The sequence below is a fragment of the Petrotoga mexicana DSM 14811 genome, assembly GCF_002895565.1.
Classification (GTDB): Bacteria; Thermotogota; Thermotogae; order Petrotogales; family Petrotogaceae; genus Petrotoga; species Petrotoga mexicana.
On the sequence record NZ_AZRN01000034.1, the window covers coordinates 136,866 to 158,237 of the forward strand.

At 33.8% G+C, this 21,372-nt stretch carries 22 protein-coding genes and 1 riboswitch; of the genes, 16 read left to right on the forward strand and 6 right to left on the reverse strand.

Going from position 1 to position 21,372, the window contains the following annotated elements; all coding sequences use genetic code 11:
• The first annotated feature begins 47 nt into the window (after positions 1-47).
• The 4 genes from X927_RS08480 to mgsA are packed head-to-tail and all read left to right on the forward strand — an operon-like array spanning position 48 to position 3,541.
• A complete protein-coding gene (locus X927_RS08480; RefSeq protein WP_103077642.1) occupies positions 48-1,088 on the forward strand; it encodes a M28 family peptidase in 1,041 nt (346 codons plus the stop codon).
• Entirely contained in the window at positions 1,085-2,107 is a 1,023-nt protein-coding gene (locus tag X927_RS08485) for a M42 family metallopeptidase (RefSeq protein ID WP_103077643.1), read from the forward strand. Before X927_RS08480 ends, X927_RS08485 begins: the two co-directional genes overlap by 4 nt.
• A 16-nt stretch (positions 2,108-2,123) precedes the next feature.
• Entirely contained in the window at positions 2,124-3,128 is a 1,005-nt protein-coding gene (locus X927_RS08490) for a M42 family metallopeptidase (protein ID WP_103077644.1), read from the forward strand.
• 32 nt (positions 3,129-3,160) lie between these two features.
• Positions 3,161-3,541, forward strand: a complete 381-nt coding sequence (gene mgsA, locus X927_RS08495; RefSeq protein ID WP_103077645.1) for a methylglyoxal synthase — start codon at positions 3,161-3,163, stop codon at positions 3,539-3,541.
• Here mgsA and X927_RS08500 read toward each other — a convergent pair.
• Positions 3,531-3,992: a hypothetical protein gene (locus tag X927_RS08500; RefSeq protein ID WP_103077646.1), complete on the reverse strand. Its 462-nt coding sequence runs from the start codon at positions 3,990-3,992 to the stop codon at positions 3,531-3,533. The genes mgsA and X927_RS08500 overlap by 11 nt on opposite strands.
• Positions 3,993-4,060: 68 nt before the next feature.
• Positions 4,061-4,378 carry a helix-turn-helix domain-containing protein gene (locus tag X927_RS08505; RefSeq protein ID WP_169925209.1) on the reverse strand — a complete coding sequence of 106 codons (318 nt, stop codon included), beginning with the start codon at positions 4,376-4,378 and terminating at the stop codon, positions 4,061-4,063.
• 249 nt (positions 4,379-4,627) lie between these two features.
• Here X927_RS08505 and X927_RS08510 point away from each other — a divergent pair, with 249 nt between their 5' ends.
• The 7 genes from X927_RS08510 to X927_RS08540 all read left to right on the forward strand — a co-directional run bounded on the left by X927_RS08510 (position 4,628) and on the right by X927_RS08540 (position 11,139).
• Positions 4,628-5,290, forward strand: coding sequence for an ABC transporter permease (locus X927_RS08510; RefSeq protein WP_103077647.1), 663 nt, complete (start codon positions 4,628-4,630; stop codon positions 5,288-5,290).
• 27 nt (positions 5,291-5,317) lie between these two features.
• The gene (locus tag X927_RS08515; RefSeq protein WP_103077648.1) at positions 5,318-6,421 is read left to right on the forward strand and encodes an ABC transporter ATP-binding protein; all 1,104 of its coding nucleotides are present in this window, start codon (positions 5,318-5,320) and stop codon (positions 6,419-6,421) included.
• Positions 6,422-6,436: 15 nt separating this feature from the next.
• Positions 6,437-7,087, forward strand: a complete 651-nt coding sequence (locus X927_RS08520) for an ABC transporter permease (protein ID WP_103077649.1) — start codon at positions 6,437-6,439, stop codon at positions 7,085-7,087.
• Between the two features lie 21 nt (positions 7,088-7,108).
• Complete coding sequence (locus X927_RS08525; RefSeq protein WP_245855520.1) at positions 7,109-8,002, forward strand: glycine betaine ABC transporter substrate-binding protein; 894 nt, start codon at positions 7,109-7,111, stop codon at positions 8,000-8,002.
• 179 nt (positions 8,003-8,181) lie between these two features.
• Entirely contained in the window at positions 8,182-9,066 is an 885-nt protein-coding gene (locus tag X927_RS08530; RefSeq protein ID WP_103077651.1) for a glycine betaine ABC transporter substrate-binding protein, read from the forward strand.
• A 216-nt stretch (positions 9,067-9,282) separates the two neighbouring features.
• Positions 9,283-10,167 carry a glycine betaine ABC transporter substrate-binding protein gene (locus X927_RS08535; RefSeq protein ID WP_103077652.1) on the forward strand — a complete coding sequence of 295 codons (885 nt, stop codon included), beginning with the start codon at positions 9,283-9,285 and terminating at the stop codon, positions 10,165-10,167.
• Positions 10,168-10,245: 78 nt separating this feature from the next.
• A complete protein-coding gene (locus tag X927_RS08540) occupies positions 10,246-11,139 on the forward strand; it encodes an ABC transporter substrate-binding protein (RefSeq protein ID WP_245855521.1) in 894 nt (297 codons plus the stop codon).
• Positions 11,140-11,179: 40 nt separating this feature from the next.
• Here X927_RS08540 and X927_RS08545 read toward each other — a convergent pair whose 3' ends face one another.
• The 4 genes from X927_RS08545 to X927_RS08560 all read right to left on the reverse strand — a co-directional run bounded on the left by X927_RS08545 (position 11,180) and on the right by X927_RS08560 (position 15,202).
• Positions 11,180-11,818 carry a methionine ABC transporter permease gene (locus X927_RS08545; protein ID WP_103077654.1) on the reverse strand — a complete coding sequence of 213 codons (639 nt, stop codon included), beginning with the start codon at positions 11,816-11,818 and terminating at the stop codon, positions 11,180-11,182.
• Positions 11,819-12,817: a methionine ABC transporter ATP-binding protein gene (locus tag X927_RS08550; protein ID WP_103077655.1), complete on the reverse strand. Its 999-nt coding sequence runs from the start codon at positions 12,815-12,817 to the stop codon at positions 11,819-11,821.
• A 34-nt stretch (positions 12,818-12,851) separates the two neighbouring features.
• Positions 12,852-13,679, reverse strand: a complete 828-nt coding sequence (locus X927_RS08555) for a MetQ/NlpA family ABC transporter substrate-binding protein (protein ID WP_103077656.1) — start codon at positions 13,677-13,679, stop codon at positions 12,852-12,854.
• Between the two features lie 163 nt (positions 13,680-13,842).
• A riboswitch (SAM riboswitch) is annotated at positions 13,843-13,954 on the reverse strand.
• A 48-nt stretch (positions 13,955-14,002) separates the two neighbouring features.
• Positions 14,003-15,202: an FprA family A-type flavoprotein gene (locus X927_RS08560; RefSeq protein ID WP_103077657.1), complete on the reverse strand. Its 1,200-nt coding sequence runs from the start codon at positions 15,200-15,202 to the stop codon at positions 14,003-14,005.
• A 215-nt stretch (positions 15,203-15,417) separates the two neighbouring features.
• Between X927_RS08560 and X927_RS08565 the strand changes: the two genes are divergently transcribed.
• The 5 genes from X927_RS08565 (at position 15,418) to X927_RS08585 (ending at position 21,365) form a co-directional block, all read left to right on the forward strand.
• Positions 15,418-16,656, forward strand: coding sequence for an MFS transporter (locus X927_RS08565; RefSeq protein ID WP_169925210.1), 1,239 nt, complete (start codon positions 15,418-15,420; stop codon positions 16,654-16,656).
• Between the two features lie 216 nt (positions 16,657-16,872).
• Positions 16,873-18,435, forward strand: a complete 1,563-nt coding sequence (gene zwf / locus X927_RS08570; RefSeq protein WP_103077659.1) for a glucose-6-phosphate dehydrogenase — start codon at positions 16,873-16,875, stop codon at positions 18,433-18,435.
• A complete protein-coding gene (pgl, locus tag X927_RS08575; protein WP_103077660.1) occupies positions 18,416-19,114 on the forward strand; it encodes a 6-phosphogluconolactonase in 699 nt (232 codons plus the stop codon). Before zwf ends, pgl begins: the two co-directional genes overlap by 20 nt.
• A 206-nt stretch (positions 19,115-19,320) precedes the next feature.
• The gene (locus tag X927_RS08580) at positions 19,321-20,013 is read left to right on the forward strand and encodes a DUF554 domain-containing protein (protein ID WP_103077661.1); all 693 of its coding nucleotides are present in this window, start codon (positions 19,321-19,323) and stop codon (positions 20,011-20,013) included.
• Between the two features lie 209 nt (positions 20,014-20,222).
• Entirely contained in the window at positions 20,223-21,365 is a 1,143-nt protein-coding gene (locus X927_RS08585; protein ID WP_103077662.1) for a hypothetical protein, read from the forward strand.
• Positions 21,366-21,372 lie beyond the last annotated feature (7 nt).

Genomic DNA, 21,372 nt, shown 5'->3' on the forward strand with positions numbered 1-21,372 from the left:
TTTAAAACAGTATTTATGCTGTGTGAAAACCAAAAAGGAGGTTATGAATGGATACTTCTATTTTACTAAAAAATTTATCCAATACGTTTGGGGTGTCTTCTTTTGAAAATTATACCTTTCCTTTGATTGAAAAAGAATTAAAAAACATTTCACCAGATGTAAAATCAGAAAAAGTAGGAATAGGTAATTTAGTGGCAACTTATGGAAATGAGAGTCCCAAAATTGCCTTTTTTTCTCATGTAGACGAAATTGGAATAGTTATATCAAAAATAGTTGATGAACATTTCGCTCGTATTTCTCCCGTTGGCGGAGTCGATCCAAGAACCTTGGTAGGAAAAAGGGTTCTTTTTAAAACAAATGACTCGGAAAAAACTGGTGTAATAGGGTTTTTAGCCCCTCACCTTCAAAAAAAAGAAGACAGAGAAAAATCTCCCTCCTTTGATGAGCTTTTCGTCGATTTTTCAATTTCAGGGGGAACAAGTAATATCAACGTTGGCGATATGGGCGTTATACAAGTCCAGGCTGTTGAACTTGAAAACGGGAAGATATCAAATAAGTCTTTAGATAACAGAGTCGGTGCTGCGGTACTTATTAAGTCATTAGAGTATCTACAAAATCTTAAATTTGAAGGGCAATTGATGTTATCTTTTAACAAAGGTGAGGAAGTGGGATTAGTTGGAGCACAAGGTAGTGCCTACCATCTAAAACCAGATTTTGCCATAGTAATTGATGTAACCTTTGGCGAAAAACTACCGGAAAATGTCGAGCCTATCAAGATCGGTGAAGGGCCAGTTATAGGTATAGGTACCACCGTTACAAGAAGTGTTTTCGAAGAACTAACAAAAACTGCAAAAAATAACAATATCAAATACCAAATAGAAACTTTTACTAGAGGCAGTGGCACCGAAGCAGATGTAGTACAAATATCTTCTACCGGAGTAAAAACAGGTGTTGTTTCAGTTCCAATCCTTAACATGCATTCTCCCAACGAGGTTGTAGATGTAAAAGATGTGGAAGAAAGCGCAAAATTATTATCTCTCTTTGCTTTAAACACTAGTTTAACTTGGAAAGGACGTCGAAAATCATGAGGAAATATTTAAAGGACTTAACCAATCTTGCTGGAATATCTTCAAGAGAAGAAAAAATAAAAGAGTACATCAAGTCAAATGTTGCTAACAAGGTCGATGAAATTACCGAAGACGACATGGGGAACCTAATTTGTTTAATTAAAGGTAAAGATTCCTCCAAAAAATTAATGCTCGATGCACACATGGACGAAGTTGGTTTTATGATCACCAGAATAAATGAAGACGGTACTTTTGGCATATCTCCCGTTGGGGGAGTTGACCCAAGGGTAGTAAAAAGTCAGAGATTAAAAATCGAAGAAAAAATATCTGCTGTCGTCAATTCTACACCTATTCACTTAGAAAAAGAAACCGACAAAGTTGAGCAATATGAAAGTATAAGGGTCTACGCTGGATTTTCCAACAAAGAGGAAGCATCTAAAAAGGTCCATTTGGGCGATATGGTTACATTTGATACTACTTATTATGAAGAAAATAACTATGCTGTAGCCAAAGCCTTTGATGATAGGGTTGGATGTTCTATTATGATGGATATAATTGACTATTTTTTTGAGAACAGCGAGAAACCTCTTTACGACACATACTTCAATTTTGCTACTCAGGAAGAAACAGGGCTGAGAGGTACAGGAACTGCAGCTTCAAAAATACATCCAAATTTCGCTATTGTATTAGAAGGTACAACTGCTGGGGACAACCCTGAAAACACCCCAGATAAATGGGCAACCCATATCGGAAATGGGCCGGTCTTAACATTCATGCATAGCGGTTTAGTACTTAACAAAGAGATCTTTGAAAAAATTGTAGATACTGCAAAGAAATTAGGGATTAAATTCCAATACAAAATGCGAACGGCAGGAGGAACAGATGCGGCTAGGCTCGCAAAGACTCTTTATGGAATTCCAGCAGGGGTAATATCTGTACCTTGCCGATACATACATTCTCCACAATCTATAATGAATTTACAAGATTATGAAAATACCTACCAATTGGTAAAACAACTAGTTGTTAACACACCATTTTAAGAGAGGTGGCAAAAAATTGAAAGAGCTAATAAAAAAAATTACGGAACTTTATGGACCAAGTGGAAGAGAAGATCAAGTGAGAGATTTTATAAAAGAACAGATCAAAGATCATGCGGATGATATTAAAACGGATAAGTTAGGAAATCTTATCGCCATAAAAAAAGGCAACTCTGGAAAAACCATACTATTTGACGCTCATATGGATGAAATAGGAGTTGTTGTTACGCACATTTTAGACAAAGGCTTTCTAAAAGTAGAACAAGTTGGGGGCCAAAACCCTGTAAATTTAATTGGTTCCAGGTTGATTTTTAATGGAAGAATAGGGGTTGTAGGGGTTGAGGGAGAAAGTGAAAAAGAATTAAAAGATAATTATAAGAACTTATCTTTGGACAATATATTTGTTGACATAGGCGTATCTTCAAAAGAAGAAGCGGAAAAAATTGCCCCTATAGGCACGTTTGGAACTTTCGCTGAAGGTTTTGTCGATTATGGTAATTATTGTATGTCAAAAGCGATGGATGACAGGATAGGATGCGCCATTTTAATAGAAACTATCAAAAATATGAAAGATAATCAACACACCGTTTTATTTGCTTTTACAGTCCAAGAAGAAGTAGGTTTGGTCGGTTCTTTTGTTTCGGCTTTTGATTACGAAGTCAACAGAGCAATAGCTATAGATGTCACGGATTCCTTGGATACTCCAAAGGCTCTTAAAAGAATGAGCATGGCCTTGGGAAAAGGACCTTGTATTAAAATAAAAGACAATCTTTCTGTAAGTGACAGAGAAGTTGTGGAATGGATAAAAAATGCTGCTTTGGCAAACAACATACCGTATCAGTTCGAGGTATTAACCTTTGGAGGAACAAATGCCGCAGGCTATCAAAGAACCAAATCTGGAATCCCTAGTGGTACTATTTCTATTCCTACTAGATACATACATTCACCTCACGAGATGTTATCCTATAGCGATGTTGAAAACACGGTGAAACTGTTGAACACACTCAGTAAAACCAATTTTTAGGAACTTATTTTTCACGTTAGAGGAGGAAGATTATGGTCAATGTAGCTTTAATAGCCCACGATAAAAAGAAGTTAGACCTTGCACTCTTTGCCAAAGAATGGAAGGATGTATTTAAAAATTGCAAACTTTATGCTACAAAAACCACAGGAAAGATTTTAAAAGAAAAGGTTGGTTTAGAGATACAAACTTTTGAATCTGGACCATTGGGAGGAGACTTACAAATAGGTGCTCTTGCTGTTGGTGGAAAAATAGATTTTGTGATTTTTTTAAGGGATCCGTTGACTGCCCAACCTCACGAACCTGATGTATCCGCTGTTTTACGAATTTGCGATGTACACAATATTCCACTTGCTACTAATTTAGCATCCGCTGAGGCAATCGTTCTTGAAATTCAGAAAAAACTTAATAATTAATGCTTATTTTATTATCTTGAAGATCAATCTGTTGATTGCCTGTACTTAATGGTAGTACAATATTTGGCAATGATGTCTTCATTAAAATTTCGTTTAAATAAATTCTAAGATAGGGCCAAAGTACACTATCTACAAAATTTTTAAGGAAATACTTTTCGGCCCTTTTGTTTTTTGAAAAACTTTTGAAATCCATATCCGTTTCGAAAATCACTCTGAAGGTTAAAACGTAATAAGCTATTCTATTTTTTTCTCCTTCTAAAAAAATCCTATAAGTAACTATTAAGTTTAAGTCTCTCTTTTTTTGTTCATATACATATCCTCTTTTAATCGATATTTCAGCAATTTTTTCAACTACTTCTTTGCTTGTTCTCTCGAAAAATTCACTTTCCAAAAAAATATTCTTTAGAATTATATCTTTCAATATGTTTATTTTTTTATCATTATTTTTCACAAAAACTCCTCCTAAACTCTATAGATTATTGTTTTTAGAAATTCTAAAACTTTATATATAGCGCCTTTTTATAATTTTAAGTGAAATATTTTTTCAAAATTATCATTCTTAGAAAACTCATCTCTATTTATCTCTTTATTATCTCTAGTCTCAAAATATAATTTGATACTCCCATCCAGCACTTCTGCCAATCTTTGCAAAAACAAAAATGTTGGATTGTAGTTTCCTTTTTCAAATTTAGAAATTATCGCCTGCGTTGTTCCCATCCGCTCAGCTAGATCTTTTTGTGTAATTCCCATTTGTAACCTTCTTTTTTTAATCTCATACACCAAGTCTAATAAAGCTTTCTTATCTATAGCTTCCCATTTCTTCTCATTTTCATTCAAAGTTTTCACCTCCAACATGATTATAATTAATAAATTATTATTATACAACCTTTTCAGGACCCCTTATTTTGTCTTCGAAAACATTTTATTAGCAAACTAATTATATTATAAAATATCTTAAAAGATTTTTAGTGTTGATTTTTTACTTAATTGTAACCTATTTATATTTTAAAAAGATTAATAATGTGTTATAATATTTATTACGATGATGAACAAACTAATTTACAATAAGAAGAAGGGAGTGAAACAGTGGAATTTTTCGAATATATTTCTAGTAGTTCAAGTATCATAATTAGAGAGTTTCTAAATCATTTGAAAATCATAGGTTTATCTTTGCCTTTTTCTATAGGTATAGGAGTACCAACAGGAATTTTCATATCAAGGCATCCTAAAGCTGCAAACATAGTTATTTACATTGCCAGTATTCTAATGACTATCCCAAGTTTAGCCCTTTTTGGGATTATGGTTGTGATTTTGTCTCCTTTTGGAGCTGGCTTAGGGGTTACACCTGCCGTGATTGCTTTGATTATATACTCTTTACTTCCGATTATAAGAAATACATTGGTAGCTATTCAATCTCTTGACCCACGAATGATAGAGGCTGCACGAGGGATGGGAATGACTGAATCCCAAATATTATTCAAAATCCGTTTACCTTTATCGATCCCTACTATAATGTCCGGGGTAAGAAATGCCGTAGTAATGGGAGTTGGAGTTGCTACTTTAGGATATTTTGTAGCTTCGGGAGGATTAGGATACTTTATTTTTGCTGGATTAAGTAGGTCAAGGTATCCAATGGTAATAACAGGGGTAATATTGGTTTCAATTTTGGGTGTTTTGGCTAATTATCTTTTACTAAAATTTGAGGATGTAATTACTCCCAAAGGTCTTAAAATAAAAGATAATAAATAAGATAAAAATCATAGGAGGAACATTGACATGGCAATAAAATTAGTTAATCTCACAAAAAAGTATGGTGATTTCACCGCTGTTAATAATTTAAATATCGAATTTGAAGACAATAAATTAACTATTTTAATAGGTCCATCTGGATGTGGAAAAACAACTACCTTAAAGATGATCAATCGTTTGATTGAAAGAACATCAGGCGATATCCTCTTCAATGGAAAATCGATAGATGATATAAATCCCATACAATTAAGAAGAAGTATAGGTTACGTTATACAAGAAATTGGATTATTCCCTCATATGACTGTATTTGATAACATTGCTGTAGTTCCAAGGCTTTTAAAATGGCCTGAAGAAAAAATAAAAAAGAGGGTATACGATCTATTAGATTTAGTAAATCTTGATCCAGATACTAACGCTTATAAGTTTCCAGCACAACTATCTGGAGGCCAAAGACAAAGAGTAGGAGTAGCAAGGGGACTTGCAGCCGATCCGGACATATTACTCATGGATGAACCATTTGGTGCAATAGATCCTATCAATAGAGAAACATTGCAAGATGCATTTCTTGAAATTCAAGAGAAGATCAAAAAGACTATTATATTTGTTACGCATGACATAAGGGAAGCTATTAAATTGGGTGACAAAATTGCAATTTTCAAAGATGGTGAATTAGTACAGTACGACGAGACACAAAATATTGTTCAAAACCCAAAAAATGATTTTGTAAAGGACATATTAGGGGAAGATAGTCAATTCAAAGCTTTGGAATTTGTTAAGGTGAGCGAAGGATTGTACAAAGATATGCAAGTCTTTAAAATTGATGAGGACCTGTCAAAAATTAAAAATGCTATACAGAGTAAGTATCCTATCACAATATTTATTGATCAAAATAACAATTATAAGGGTTTTATAGAAACTAAAAGATTGAACAGAATTAATGATTCATCTAAATTGCAAAGCTCTTTGAAAAAAGATTACGTTACCGCAAAATCAAGCCTTTATGAAGCCTTAAACAAAATATTAAGTTCTTCAAGTACAAATATCCCTGTGGTTACTGACAAACAAAAGGTAATAGGCGTGATCAACTTAAAAGCTATATTTGAACAAATGTCAAGTAATGAAGAGGTTTGATGAGAGGAGGATAACATGGAATTTTTTACATACGTTGCTGAAAATCTTGGTTATATGGGAATAAAGGCTTTGGAACATCTTTATTTGTTCGCAAGTTCCTGGGCAATTGCTATCGTTGTCGGAATGGCAATAGGAATCTATGTTACCCGCCCAGGAAGAGAGAAAAGCGGAAGAATAGCCCTTTCAATAACAGGAATAGCCCAAGCCGTCCCAAGTATTGCTGTTATTGCCCTCGTTTTTTTATTCATGGGAATCGGTCCTGCCCCTGCAATTTTCGCTTTATTTTTATACAGTATAGTGCCTATAACTTTTAACACCGCATCAGGGCTTTTCGGCATCGATAAAGGTATGATTGAAGCAGCAAGAGGAATGGGGATGACTAACAGGCAAATCTTGTGGCAAGTAGAAATCCCAAACGCTGTACCTACTATTTTCTCAGGAATAAGAAATGCAGCGATAATAAATTTAGGAACAGCTACAATTGCATCAGCCATAGGTGCTGGAGGATTGGGAGAATTGATTTTTATAGGTCTTGGGACTTTTAAATTCGAGATGATATTAGCTGGAGCTATTCCAGTATCTATAATGGCCGTTTTAATTGATTTCGCGCTTGCAACAATACAAAACAAAATGACTTCGGAAGGTATTAAGTTACAAAATGAATAGTGAAAAAATTTTTAAATGGAGGTGTTAACGTTGAAAAAATTGGCAGTACTTATGTTAGTTGTAGTGTTTTCTTTAACTGCACTATTTGGTGCAACTTTAACCGTAGGTGCAAAAAATTTCACAGAACAGTATGTCCTTGGAAACTTAGCTTCACTGCTACTTGAAGAGAACGGTTTTAACGTTGTTGAAAGGTTTGGTCTTAGTTCTCTCGTCGCAAGGCAAGGTTTGACAACAGGTCAGATTGATCTATATCCAGATTACACTGGAACCGCGTGGGTAACTTACCTAGGCCAAGAAGAATTGATCACTGATCCAGATGAACTTTTAGAAAAAGTTAGAGAATTAGACGCTGAAAATGGAGTTGTTTGGCTTGATAGAATAAACGCTAACAATACTTATGCCCTTGCTATTCGTCAAGAAGATTACGAAAAATACGGTTTCGAAACCTTATCTGACTTAGTCGCTTACTGGAACGAACATCCAAAAGAGTTTGTGGTAGGAGTGGGCTATGAATTTTATGAAAGACCGGATGGCTTCTTTGCCTTCGCTGAACACTATGGTTTAGATATTCCTGAATCTCAAGTATCAACCATGCAACTCGGATTAACCTACGAGGCAATTGCAAACAAGAAAATAGATATCGCTATGGTTTTTGCTACCGATCCAAAAATTTTAAAATACAACCTACATGTATTAGAAGACGATAAAAACTTCTGGCCTTATTATCACATTTCTTTCGCAGTGAGAAAAGATACACTTGATAATTACCCTGAAATTGAGGAAATTTTAAGACCTCTCACACTGTACTTAAACCAAGACATTTTAATAAGGCTAAACTACAGAGTAGATGTTGAGGGTCTTGAACCAGAAGTCGTTGCAAGAGAATATTTAGAAGGATTAGGTTTAATAGATTAAACGATCTAATATTCAATTTCACAAACAAGGGTGAAGGGTATCTCTTCACCCTTATTATTTGATGAAAAAAACCATTCGCTAATGGTATTGTGTATCTAATATCATAAAGGATATTTCACAACAGAAAGTCTCATAATTTGAAAATGAGAACAGTAAAACTTAGTTATGGAGGTATTTTGATGAAAAAAACGATCTTACTGTTGTTAATAATGGTATTTACTTTAAGTACATTTTTTGGTGCAACTTTAACTGTAGGTATAAGATACTTCACAGAACATTATATCCTTGGAAACCTAGCTGCACTGCTACTCGAAGAACATGGTTTTAACGTTGTTAAAAGGGATGGCCTTCATGCTCTCCCCTCTAGAGAAGGGTTAATAACGGGTCAGATCGATGTACTTGCAGAGTACACTGGAACCGCGTGGGCAACTTACCTAGGCCAAGAAGAAATGATTACCGATCCAGATGAACTTTTCAAAAAAGTCAAAGAACTAGACGCTAAAAATGGGGTCGTTTGGCTTGATAGAATAAACGTTAACAATACTTATGCCCTTGCTATTCGTCAAGAAGATTACGAAAAATATGGTTTCGAAACCCTTTCTGACTTAGTCGCTTACTGGAACGAACATCCAACTGAGTTTGTGGCAGGAGTCGACCACGAATTCTATGAAAGACCTGATGGCTTCTTTGCCTTTGCTGAGCACTATGGTTTAGATATTCCTGAATCTCAAGTATTAACTATGCAAACCGGATTAACTTACGAAGCACTTTCAAACAATAAAATAGACATCGCTATGGTTTTTACTACCGATCCACAAATTTTAAAATACAACCTACATGTACTAGAAGACGATAAAAACTTCTGGCCTTATTACCATATCTCTTTTATAGTTAGAAAAGATGTACTTGATAAATACCCTGAAATTGAGGAGATTTTAAGACCTCTCACACTGTACCTAAACGAAGACATTTTAATAAGGCTAAACTACAGAGTAGATGTTGAGGGTCTTGAACCAGAAGTCGTTGCAAGAGAATATTTAGAAGGATTAGGTTTAATAGATTAAACGATCTAATATTCAATTTCACAAACAAGGGTGAAGGGCACCTCTTCACCCTTATTATTTGATGAAAAGAACCATTCGCTAATGGTATTGTGTATCTAATATTATAAAAGATATTTCACAACAGAAAGTCTCATAATTTGAAAGAGAGTCAAGTACTTTTCAATATGTAGAGAGAAAAAGCTAATAACAATAAAACTTAGTTATGGAGGTATTTCGGTGAAAAAAACGATCTTATTCTTGTTAATAATGGTATTTACTTTAAGCACATTTTTTGGTGCAACTTTGACTGTAGGTGCTAAAAGCTTCACAGAACAGTATGTCCTTGGAAACTTGGCTTCACTGTTACTTGAAGAGAACGGTTTTAACGTTATTAAAAGATTTGGCCTTAATTCCTTCGTTGTAAGGCAAGGTTTGACAACAGGTCAGATTGATTTATATGCAGATTATACTGGAACCGCTTGGGTAACTTATCTAGGCCAAGAAGAAATGATCACCGATCCAGATGAACTTTTAGAAAAAGTCAGAGAATTAGACGATAAAAATGGTGTTGTTTGGCTTGATAGGATAAGCGTTAACAATACTTATGCCCTTGCTATTCGTCAAGAAGATTACGAAAAATACGGTTTCGAAACCTTATCTGACTTAGTCGCTTACTGGAACGAACATCCAAAAGAGTTTGTGGCAGGAGTCGACTATGAATTTTATGAAAGACCAGATGGCTTCTTTGCCTTCGCTGAACACTATGGTTTAGACATTCCTGATTCTCAAGTATCAACTATGCAAACCGGATTAACCTACGAGGCAATTGCAAACAAGAAAATAGATATCGCTATGGTTTTTGCTACCGATCCAAAAATTTTAAAATACAACCTACATGTATTAGAAGACGATAAAAACTTCTGGCCTTATTATCACATTTCTTTCGCAGTGAGAAAAGATACACTTGATAAATATCCTGAAATTGAAGAAATTTTAAGACCTCTCACACTGTACCTAAACCAAGACATTTTAATAAGGCTAAACTACAGAGTAGATGTTGAAGGTCTTGAACCAGAAGTCGTGGCAAGAGAATATTTAGAAGGTTTAGGTTTAATAGATTAAACGATCTAATATTCAATTTCACAAACAAGGGTGAAGGGTACCTCTTCACCCTTAATATTTGAGTTAAACATTATGGAGGTGTTAACGTTGAAAAAATTGGCGATATTTGTATTGTTTGTTGTGTTTTCTTTAACTGCGCTTTTTGGTGCAACTTTAACCGTAGGTGCTTCCAATTACACAGAACAGTACCTATTTGGTGAACTTATATCTGCTTTACTTGAAGAAAACGGTTTTAAGATTGATAAAAGATTTGGCTTAAATACATTAGTGAAAAGAACAGGTATGTTGAACGGCCAAATTGATGTTACTGCAGATTACACAGGAACAGCGTGGACAACATACTATCATAAAGAGGAATTGATTTACGACCCAGTAGAATTATACAACCAAGTTAAAAACATAGATAAAGAAAAAGGGTTAGTATGGTTAGATCTAACTAGTATCAACAACTCATATGCCTTGGCCATGAAAAGGGAAAGAGCAGAAAGTTTAGGCATTGATACCATATCCGAACTTGCTGAATATGTAAATGACCATCCTGGAGAATTAAAAATAGCAATTGATTATGAATTCTTCGAAGGCGCAATGAATATCTTCGAAATGGCAGAAGCATACAACATGAACATATCCAAAAATGATGTAAAAACTATGCAGTGGGGTTTAACCTATGAGGCTGTGAATCAAGGCGATGCTGATATAACAATGGTCTTTACCACCGATTCTCAACTACTGAAATACGATTTAAAGGTTTTGGAAGACGATAAACATTTCTTCCCTTTTTATTATGTAGCTGTAGTTGTGAGAGAAGATACTTTAGAAAAATATCCTGAGATAGCAGAAATTTTAAGACCTTTTGCTATGTACTTAAATCAAGATATAATCATAAGGTTAAATTATTTAGTAGATGTCGAAGGAAAAGAACCAGAGGAAGTTGCACAGAATTATCTAAAAGGGTTAGGATTGATAGAATAATCTCGGTTATCACATTAAAAGCCAGGAGATTCCTGGCTTTTTATTTTCTTAAAGAGTTCGACAATCTTGACCCAATAAATTGGATTATCTGAGTTAAGAAGATTAATATAGCCACGTCGTAAAGAAGAACATCCATTCTAAACCTTTGATATCCATAATTTATCGCCATTGCACCAAGGCCTCCTGCTCCCACGGCGCCTGCTATAGCTGTGTAAGTTATTAAGTTTATAATCAACAAAGTAATATTTGAAACCATCTCTGGCGCAGTTTCAGGTAGTAATACTTTAAATATAAACTGTCTGTTGGTCATACCCATAGAAACAGACGTGTCTAATAATCCTTGTGAAAGATTGTTAAAAGAAGTTTCAGCCAATCTTGCCATAAAAGGAATCGCTGCTATGGATAGCGGAACAATCGCCGCAGTTGAACCAATGATTGTTCCTGTTAATAATCTAGTTAAAGGGATTATCAAAATAATGAGGATGATAAAAGGTATTGATCTAAATATATTGACAATCCAATCTAAAACGGTATACCAGGTTTTTGCAGCTTTCTTATCACTCTTAGACAACATATAGAGTGCTATACCCAAAGGAATACCTAACAAAATAGCTATAAAACCAGAAACAAAAGTCATGTATAGCGTTTCAAGAGTAGCTATAAATAGATCTTGGATCATTTATTTCAACACCTCAACTTTGTAAACATTGGCAGAGAGCTCTTCTAAAAACTTTTCCATTTCCTTATGATCAGAAATAACCTCAACTATTAATGTCCCATAGGGATTGTCTTTCAAATGTTCTATCTTACCGTAAAGCATATTCAATGTGATGTCATATTTTTTAGTGATATTATGTAAGATAGGTTCATGTGTCTTTTCTCCCCAAAAAACTATCTTTATCAACCTATGGTTTTCTCCTTTAACCACTTCTTTTACCCTTTCCCAATCTATGTTTATTTCTTGATAAAATTCTTTATTCAGTTCATTTTCTTTTTCAATAAAAAATTCGTGGACTTTACCAAAAAAATCAACCGTTCCATTTTTTAAATAAACGACCTTATCACAAATCTTTTTGATCACGTCCATTTCATGAGTAACAATCAAAATTGACTTTTTCATACTCTTATTGATTTCCAATATGAGATCTAAGATTCTCTGTGTTGTACTTGGATCTAAAGATGATGTGGGTTCATCAAACAAAATAATATCAGGATTATTTATCAATGCTCTTGCTATAGCTGTTCTTTGCTTCTCTCCTCCCGATAACTGTGAAGGATAAGAATCCTTTTTATGAAGAAGATTCACATCTTCCAATATCTTATTAACACGAACTTCTATTTCCTTTTTAGGTACCTTTTCAATTTCAAGGGGAAGAGATACATTTTCGAATACCGTTCTAGAACTTAACAAGTTGAAATGTTGAAATACAATACTAATCTTTTTTCTTACGTTTCTCAACTGATCTGTATTTAATTTCGTTATATCTACTTTATCCAAGAAAATCTCCCCGGAAGTAGGAGCTTGGAGCAGGTTCAATGTTCTCAAAAGAGACGTTTTCCCCGCTCCAGATAACCCTATAATCCCCAAAATTTCTCCATTTTCAACTGAAAAATTTATGTTTTTTAAGACATGATTTTTGTTATCATATACGAGATTAAGATTTTGTATTTTTAACAACTGCGTTTCTCCTTTTGCATTATTTTATGAATGCTCAAAATACTGGTACTACGGCACCATTGTACTTCTCTAAAATAAATTCTCTCACCTTATCTGTTGTTAGTACTTCAACCAAAGCTTTTACTAGTTCATCGTCGACACGACTTTCCTTCACCGCTATTATGTTGGCATATGGAGATTCGGATCCTTCGTAAAATACCGCATCTTCCAATGGATTCAACCCAGCTTCTATAGAATAATTTGTGTTAATAACTGCCCCAACTACATTTTTATCTTCTTTATAAGTTCTTGGCAAATATGGTGCTTCAAGTTCTTTGAATTCCAAACCATATGGATTTTCAACGATATCTTTGATTGTTGCCACTAACGGATCTTCTCTCTCCCTAAGCTTAATTATACCGTGCTCTTGAAGAAGTAACAAAGATCTACCTTCGTTGGTAACATCGTTAGGAATTATGATTAAATCGCCTTTTTTGAGGTCTTTTAAGTCTTTCTTTAAATAAAATCCCATAGGTTCGACATGGATCTTAGCAGCAGATACTAAGTCTGGCAGATTACGTTCCCTTTTAAAAGTTTCTAAATATGGTTCATGTTGAAAATAATTTGCATCTATAGAACCATCTTCCAAAGCCAAGTTAGGTTGAACATAATCTGTAAAAATTACTATCTCAAGTTCGACACCCGTTTTTTCTTTGAAATCATCTTTTACAAACTCTAAAATCTCGGCGTGGGGAACTGGAGTAGCTCCAACTTTGAAAGTATTACCACCAAAACCAAACAAAGCATATCCTTCAACGAAAAGCAATGTTAAAAAAACAAATAATGAAGCCAAAACCTTTACCACACTCTTACTTTTTTTCATACTAAATCCCTCCCTCGTAAAATATATTTTAGTTCCCTTTCACCCCGTAACCCTTTTAAAATCAAAATCTTATTCTTTAAAAACTTTCTCTAATTAGAACTTTATATATAAAAAACCTCTTCCGGTAGAATGGAAGAGGTGTATTTTTACAACTTTTATCCTCTCCTTATCTCCCAGAATTACTCTGCAGGATTTGGCACCATTGCATAATTTTGTTAAATTATGCAGGTTGCCGGGCTTCTTCGGGCCAGTCCCTCCGCCTCTCTCGATAAGGAATCAAAACTTATTAATTTAACTAATATTATCATATTATTTTTTGAAAGTCAAGCTAATTTTACCTCTTTTGCCATCGCTTTTGCCAATTCAGCTAATTTCTTAAAATCTTCTTCTTTAGCAGATAATCTTGCTTCAATTGGCTCAGCAACAAGCGGCCATTTCATTTGATCATTGTACTTAACCAGTGTCGAAACTCCCCCACCGCTCCAACCATAAGTACCAAAGATACCTAAAACATGATTTTTTATATTGGTATGGGATAGCCATTGAACCAATGATTCCATGTATGGGAAAAGACCTTGGTTATATGTTGAGCTTCCAAAGATTACTCCCTTGTATCTCCAAATCTCGTTAATTATATAAGAAATATGGGTTTTTGATACATCCATTATTTTGATCTCTTTAATACCTTCTTCAGCCAATTTCCTTGCAACATAGTCAGCCATCTCTTCTGTATTTCCATACATCGATCCGTAAGCTATTACAACCCCTTCTTCGGTCTCATATTTACTCCATTTATCGTACAAAGAGTAAATTCTCTCAGGATTCTTCCTCCAAATTGGTCCATGGGTAGAAGCGATTATTTTTATATCTATATTAGCCTCATTCAATTTTTTTAATGCCCTTTGTACCATAGGAGAGTACTTTCCAACTATATTAGAAAAATATCTTCTGATTTCATCTTCGAAGACATCCACCTTTACTTCATCATCGAATATTCCCCCGTCTAAGGTCCCAAAACCCCCAAAGGCATCACCAGAAAACAAAATTTTATCCGTTTCATCGTAGGTCATCATCGTTTCTGGCCAATGAACCATCGGAGTTAAGTAAAACTTCAGATTATGCTTTCCTAAGTTCAGAGATTCACCATCCTTTATCTCATGAAAATTATCTTCAACCTTATAGAGGTTTTCTATAAATTGAAAAGTGGTTCTATTACCAACAATTTTTAAATTAGGAAATTTTTGCAAAAGTTCTGGAATAGTCCCAGAATGATCAGGCTCCATGTGGTTGATGATTAAATAATCAAGAGGCTTACCGTTTAAAAGATTCTTGATTTTATCAAAAAATTCAGTTACCTTCGATTCTTTAACCCCATCGATTAAAGCTGTTTTTTCATCTAAGATTAAATAAGAATTATAGCTAACCCCTCTATCAAGAGGCCATAAGCTTTCAAAAAGCTGCGTATCTCTATCGTTTACCCCAACATAGTAAATACTGTCGCTAATTTTTATAGAACCATTCATAATTCCTTCCTCCTTTGAATTTTTACGTTTTATTTTAAGGTTAACTTACTAAATTGCTCTTATTTTTTGTCGTTCTAAGTTTGGTATAATTGAATAAACGAGGACATCTTTGCCTCTTTTTTCTTCAAAATATATTATAGCACATGAACCCGCCTATTTTATGCTTAAGGCTAACTGGCGCTCACTTTACAAATTGTATATGGAGGATAAAATCTATGAAAAAAAGTTTTTCACAAAGGTTCAACTTAAGTTTATTTGTTTTTATTTGGCATGGATTTTTCTTGTCTTTGACTATGTCTATGATTGATTTTAACACAGTTTTTCCTGCTCTAATTACGGAATTAACCGATAATAAAATTATTTTTGGTGTATTGTACTCTATCCTGTTGGGAGCTCCATTATTTTTCAACGCAATATTCGGTTATTTTATGCAATATTACCCATATAAGAGGAAATTTCTAATGTTAGGCATTTATTTGAGGAGTATTTCTTTTTTAGGGATGGCTCTGTTCACTTATTATTTTGCGCAAAGAAATCCTTTGGTAGTAATAATTAGTTTATTTTTTTGGATATTCCTTTTTTCGATAAGTGGTGGCTTTGCAGGACTTGCGTATACAGACATCATCGGTAAAATTTTTAAAAAAGAAGAACGTGGTAAGGTTTATACTTACAAACAATTTTTTGGTAGTATTGCAGCTCTTTTAGGTGGATTAATAATTGCAAAAATTTTTAGTCCAGGTTATATTGAATATCCCTTAAATTACACTCTTTCTTTTTCAATAGGATCTGCTGGTTTATTTATCGCTGCCTTGGCTTTTTGGTTCATAAAGGAACCCCAAGCAAAAGTTACCAATCAACAAAAAGAACCTCTAAAAACCTTTATCAAAAACATCCCTGTTCTTTTAAAAAAAGACGAACATTTTTTACATTTTATAATCGTGGAGAATTTGTCAAGTTTCAGCTTAATGATTTTACCTTTTTACATAGTTTTTGCTAAAGATACTTTTTTAATTTCTGAAAGTTATGTCGGACACTATTTACTTTTTCAAATAATAGGCACTATTTTTTCCAACATTTTTTGGGGATATATTTTCAACAAATATTCCTCTAAAACAGTTGTTTCCACATGTATATTTTTGGGAGCCATTATACCAATAGTTGCTATCGTATTATCTTTCTTTGGACCTAATTTATATTCTATCGTCTTTTTTCTAGTAGGTTTTGTTATTAGCGGAAGAAGGGTAGGTTTCGACCCATACTTTTTGGAGATAGCTCCTGAAGAGGAGAGATCTATTTATTTAGGAGTAAGAGGTACTTTGAATTTCATGACAGTAATTATGCCCACAATCGGTGGATTATTCATTCAAACTATGGGATATTATACTACTTTTATTATCGTTACCACAGTTATGTTAACAGATCTTTATCTGATAAAACACAAAATGGTAAGTTAAAATAATTCATCATTTTGTAAATTGCTATCATTTTTGTCGTGTTATAATACAAATAACAATTAATTTATAAAATATTCTATAAACACTGTGGGCTAACTGTGGGGTGCGGAGCGGGGCGAAGGGGCGTTAAAGCAGACTAGATTTAACTAATTAAAGTAGTTTTTAGTGTTTTTAAGGACAATAAAATATTCTAAACAAAGAGGTGGACATTAGTACATGGAACAAATAACAAAACATCTTTCAAGAAAAAATATCTGTGAAGAAATAAAACCTGGAGCTTCTTCTTTAATTATATTTGGGGCCTCCGGGGATTTGACTTTTAGAAAATTGATCCCTTCTATATATACGTTGTTCAAAAAGAACCTATTGCCTAACGAATTTTTCTTACTGGGAATAGCAAGATCTAAATTCACTGATGAGGAATACCGCCAAGAAATCAAAAATAGATTATTGCAAGAAAACGAGGATAGCTATATAATTTCAAGGTTTGTTGAAAAAGTTTTTTATACTTCAGGTTTCTACGATGATGATGCCCTTTATGTGGAATTAAAAAATAAATTAAATTATTTGGATAAACTCTTCAACACACAGGAAAATCATCTTTTTTATCTTTCCACACCGCCAAATGTCTATTTAGAAATAATTAAACGTTTGGGAAAATTTAATTTGACCAAAGAAAGTGAAAATTCTTATTCAAGAATAATTATAGAAAAACCCTTTGGCAGTAATTTTAACACATCAAAAGAATTAGACGAAGAGCTTCATAAGTATCTAAATGAAACCCAAATATACAGAATTGACCATTATCTCGGTAAAGAGACCGTTCAAAATATAATGATGCTTAGATTTGCAAACATTGTCTTTGAACCTATTTGGAATTATAAATACATAGATAACGTTCAGATAACCGTAGCTGAAACATTAGGTGTTGAACACAGGGCGGGTTATTTTGAACAAGCTGGCTTATTAAGAGACATGTTTCAAAACCATATGATGCAACTTTTGACTCTGGTAGCTATGGAACCACCAGCTTCCCTTGAAGATACAAGTGTTAGAGACGAAAAAACGAAACTATTGAAGACTATAAGGCCTTTTGAAAAAGACAAGATAGACGAATACTTTGTAAGAGGTCAATACATTGATGGAGTGATAAATGGTAAAGAAGTTCCCGCTTATACAGAAGAAAAGAATGTTAATCCAAACTCCTTTGTAGAAACATTTGTAGCGGCTAAATTTTTAATTGATAATTGGAGATGGAGTGGGGTGCCTTTCTATTTAAGGGCAGGAAAAAGGTTGAAAAGAAAAGTTACAGAAATCGCCATAATCTTTAAAGACGTTCCCCATTCAATATTTGCTAAAAATGATATAACCTTAGAAAAAAATGCTCTCATTCTAAATATACAACCAGACGAAGGGTTTTCACTGAAGATTCAAGCCAAACAACCCGGTTCCAAGCTTTGTTTAAATACATTAACAATGGATTTCAATTATGACGAATTCTTCAAATTCAAAGGTCCTGATGCATATGAAAGGCTTCTTTTGGACGCCATGTTGGGTGATCAAACACTTTTTGTAAGAAGTGACGCAATGGAAATTTCTTGGAAAATCTTCACCCCTGTTTTAGAAAAATGGGAAGAAGAAAAACATAATGGGCTGAGATTATACAAAGCTGGTACCTGGGGACCAAAAGAATCTTTTGAGTTATTAGCAAAAGATAATAGAAGTTGGCGAAACTTAGACTTTGAAAGTGAGGATTTATATGCAAGCAAAGTTTTTTGAAGATCCCCAAAAGTTCCACAAAGAGACCGCAAACCTAATTTATAAACTATATAAAAAAAGCATAGAAGAAAATAAATTATTCACCTTAATGTTCTCAGGCGGAAGAACACCACTTCCTGTTTATGAAAAATTGGCATCAGAATACAAAAATAAAATAAATTGGGAGAAAGTCCACATTTTTTGGGGAGATGAAAGATACGTCGATCAAAAAAGTGAAGAAAGTAATTTCAAATGGGCACACGATTTGCTAATAAGCAAGATTAATATTCCAACAAATAATGTACATAGGATAAAAACAGAACTACCTATAGAAAAAGCATCACAAGAGTACGAAAAAGAAATAATCAACTTTTTTGGAACACAAAATCCCGTTTTTGATTTAATACTACTAGGAATAGGAGAAGATGGCCACACAGCATCTTTGTTCCCTTCAAGTGACACTTTAGAAGAAAATACAAAGTTATTCACTGCCACACCACCATCTGGAACACCAAAAGTACCGAGAATTACCGCCACGTACAAATTGCTGAACAACGCAAGAAATATCCTTTTTCTAAGTTCATACAAAGGGAAAGAGAAAGTAATAGATGAAATCCTAAACCACCCTAAGATAGCAGAAGAAAAATTTCCTGCTGCAAAAATAAAAGTTAAGAATACTTATTTTTTCATAAAAATATAGGGACTGTTTGACAGTCCTTTTTAATTTAATAATTATTAATTGAGAAATTGTCTAAAATTTCCCCATTATTCAGTGGTAAATCTAAAAATCTCTTCATTTTTGATTTTTGTAAGTTTTTTGTAATTAACCATATGATTGTTTGTTTGGTATAATTATTAAAAAACTTTTAATGGATTCAATGCCGCAAAAAGGGAGGGGAATTAAAAGTGTTCAACATCGCTGTCATTGTAAACACTTTAGCCGTTTTAATTGGGGGTACATTGGGAACATTTATTGGGAATAAATTGCCAGATAACTTGAGACTTATTTTATTTCAAAGTGTTGGTCTGACTACTTTTTTGATCGGAATAGGGATGGGGTTAGATGCAAGCAATTTGATCGTGGTTTTGGTATCTTTGGCACTGGGAGGAGTAATTGGAGAGTTATTGAGAATTGAAAACGGTCTAGGAAAATTGGCAAACATCGTTGAAAGATCACAGGGAGAAACACCTTTTGTAAGAGGATTTATTACCGCTACCGTTCTTTTTGTTATAGGCCCTATGACGATAATTGGATGTCTAAATGCCGGTCTTTCAGGAGATAACTCTGTTATTTTCTTAAAATCTGTTCTGGATGGAATTTCTTCTATGGTCTTGGCCTCGGTTTATGGTGTGGGGGTTACCTTCTCTGCTGTGAGTGTATTTTTGATTCAAGGTTCGATAGTTAGTTTGGCTGGAATGCTTTCTTTCCTTTCAAATCCTTACTATTTGAATGATTTTACAGCCGTTGGCGGGGCGATGATAATTGCCATTGGAATAAGACTTTTGGAGATAAAAGATATAAAAGTAGGAAATTTCCTTCCTTCTTTGATAATTGTCGTTTTGATAAATTATATTCTTACCTTTTTTGGCAAGTTTTGACAAATTCCTATAAAATATGTTATAATGTTTAATAGAAAGACTAATAAATGTTTTCTTCTTATTTAAACTACTATTCATATCTTTGCCGCCCTTACTATATTCACCTATATTTCTAATACTGATGAATTAAACAAAACTAATTATCAAACCTTTTTTCGAAAGGTCCTTGTTTTTGTTACTTGTTAAAAAGGCAGAAAGGAGGAATCTAAATGCTTAGATTAGAAGATGCTTTATGGAAACTGGAAAAATATGAGGATGAACTGTTATCTAATACGATACTTTACAATCAGCTTCCTTTAAAAAACTTCGACGAGCAAAAAAATTTTATAATAAACAGATTGAGAGAAATGAATCTACCCAATATTAAGGAAGATGATGAAGGGAATGTATATGTCTCGTTTGTTAACGACGATACATCTCCTACGGCACTTGTTTTCACAACTATAGATGAGATACACGATCCACTTGTTGAAAGATTTGCCAGGGTATTAAAAGGAAAAATAGAAGGTTTAAAAATTGTTTCGTCTTCACTTAAAGTAGCAGCTCTCTTAACTATGATAAAGTTTTTACACTCAGAAAATGTAGACTTAAGAAAGAACGTATTTTTCCTCTTTCTTAACCAGGCAAGAAAAAACAAATTTTTGAGTTTAGGACAGTTTTTACAAGAAAATATCAAAAGTTTGGACTATGCCATTAAAGTCAATGGTATCAATTTAGGAGATCTCGGTCATCGTTCTTTGGGAAAATATGTCTACAAATTAAAATTTTATTCCCGAGATTCAATACACAAAACTTCTAAAACTCCATCAACCCTAGAAATATTGTACAGAATAACTTCTAATCTGAAAGAAAATGCAGATATGGAAGGCACGTCTGTAAGCATCTTAAAACTTGACAGATTTGAGGACAACACTGAAGTGATAATGGAGATAAAGAGCGAAGGAGACCAAGATTTAGAAACTATAAGTGAAAATTTAAGATCCACCGTCACGGAATTGGCTGAAAGATACAATTTAAAGATAAAATTGAATCTACTTTCATACATTCCGACCACTTTCATACCAAAAGACCATCCCTTGATCGAACAGATCAGAGAGGTTCACAGTCATTTAAACATCAAAACCAAATTGGTTGCTTTAGACAAAGATGAAGCATTGATAATTAAATCAGGTATTCCAGCAGTTTCCCTAGGTATAGCGAAAGGTGAAATATTAGATGGCACAGAATATTTTGAAAGAGATGGTGTAATGAAAGGTCTGAATCAAATTTTGATGGTAGTTGATAATGTAACAACAGAAAACTTTGCTGAAGAAGAGATAGATCAGGACATTATAGGAGAAGAAAAAGATTAAACAGAAA

What these genes read in the sequence shown, in the direction of transcription:
- X927_RS08560 (WP_103077657.1), bottom strand. Translation starts at nt 15,202, where the DNA reads ATGAATGGTTCTATAAAAATTAGCGACAGTATTTACTATGTTGGGGTA.
- pgl (WP_103077660.1), top strand. Translation starts at nt 18,416, where the DNA reads ATGCAAGCAAAGTTTTTTGAAGATCCCCAAAAGTTCCACAAAGAGACC.
- zwf (WP_103077659.1), top strand. Translation starts at nt 16,873, where the DNA reads ATGGAACAAATAACAAAACATCTTTCAAGAAAAAATATCTGTGAAGAA.
- X927_RS08545 (WP_103077654.1), bottom strand. Translation starts at nt 11,818, where the DNA reads ATGATCCAAGATCTATTTATAGCTACTCTTGAAACGCTATACATGACT.
- X927_RS08565 (WP_169925210.1), top strand. Translation starts at nt 15,418, where the DNA reads ATGAAAAAAAGTTTTTCACAAAGGTTCAACTTAAGTTTATTTGTTTTT.
- mgsA (WP_103077645.1), top strand. Translation starts at nt 3,161, where the DNA reads ATGGTCAATGTAGCTTTAATAGCCCACGATAAAAAGAAGTTAGACCTT.
- X927_RS08555 (WP_103077656.1), bottom strand. Translation starts at nt 13,679, where the DNA reads ATGAAAAAAAGTAAGAGTGTGGTAAAGGTTTTGGCTTCATTATTTGTT.
- X927_RS08530 (WP_103077651.1), top strand. Translation starts at nt 8,182, where the DNA reads ATGAAAAAAACGATCTTACTGTTGTTAATAATGGTATTTACTTTAAGT.
- X927_RS08585 (WP_103077662.1), top strand. Translation starts at nt 20,223, where the DNA reads ATGCTTAGATTAGAAGATGCTTTATGGAAACTGGAAAAATATGAGGAT.
- X927_RS08520 (WP_103077649.1), top strand. Translation starts at nt 6,437, where the DNA reads ATGGAATTTTTTACATACGTTGCTGAAAATCTTGGTTATATGGGAATA.
- X927_RS08485 (WP_103077643.1), top strand. Translation starts at nt 1,085, where the DNA reads ATGAGGAAATATTTAAAGGACTTAACCAATCTTGCTGGAATATCTTCA.
- X927_RS08515 (WP_103077648.1), top strand. Translation starts at nt 5,318, where the DNA reads ATGGCAATAAAATTAGTTAATCTCACAAAAAAGTATGGTGATTTCACC.
- X927_RS08480 (WP_103077642.1), top strand. Translation starts at nt 48, where the DNA reads ATGGATACTTCTATTTTACTAAAAAATTTATCCAATACGTTTGGGGTG.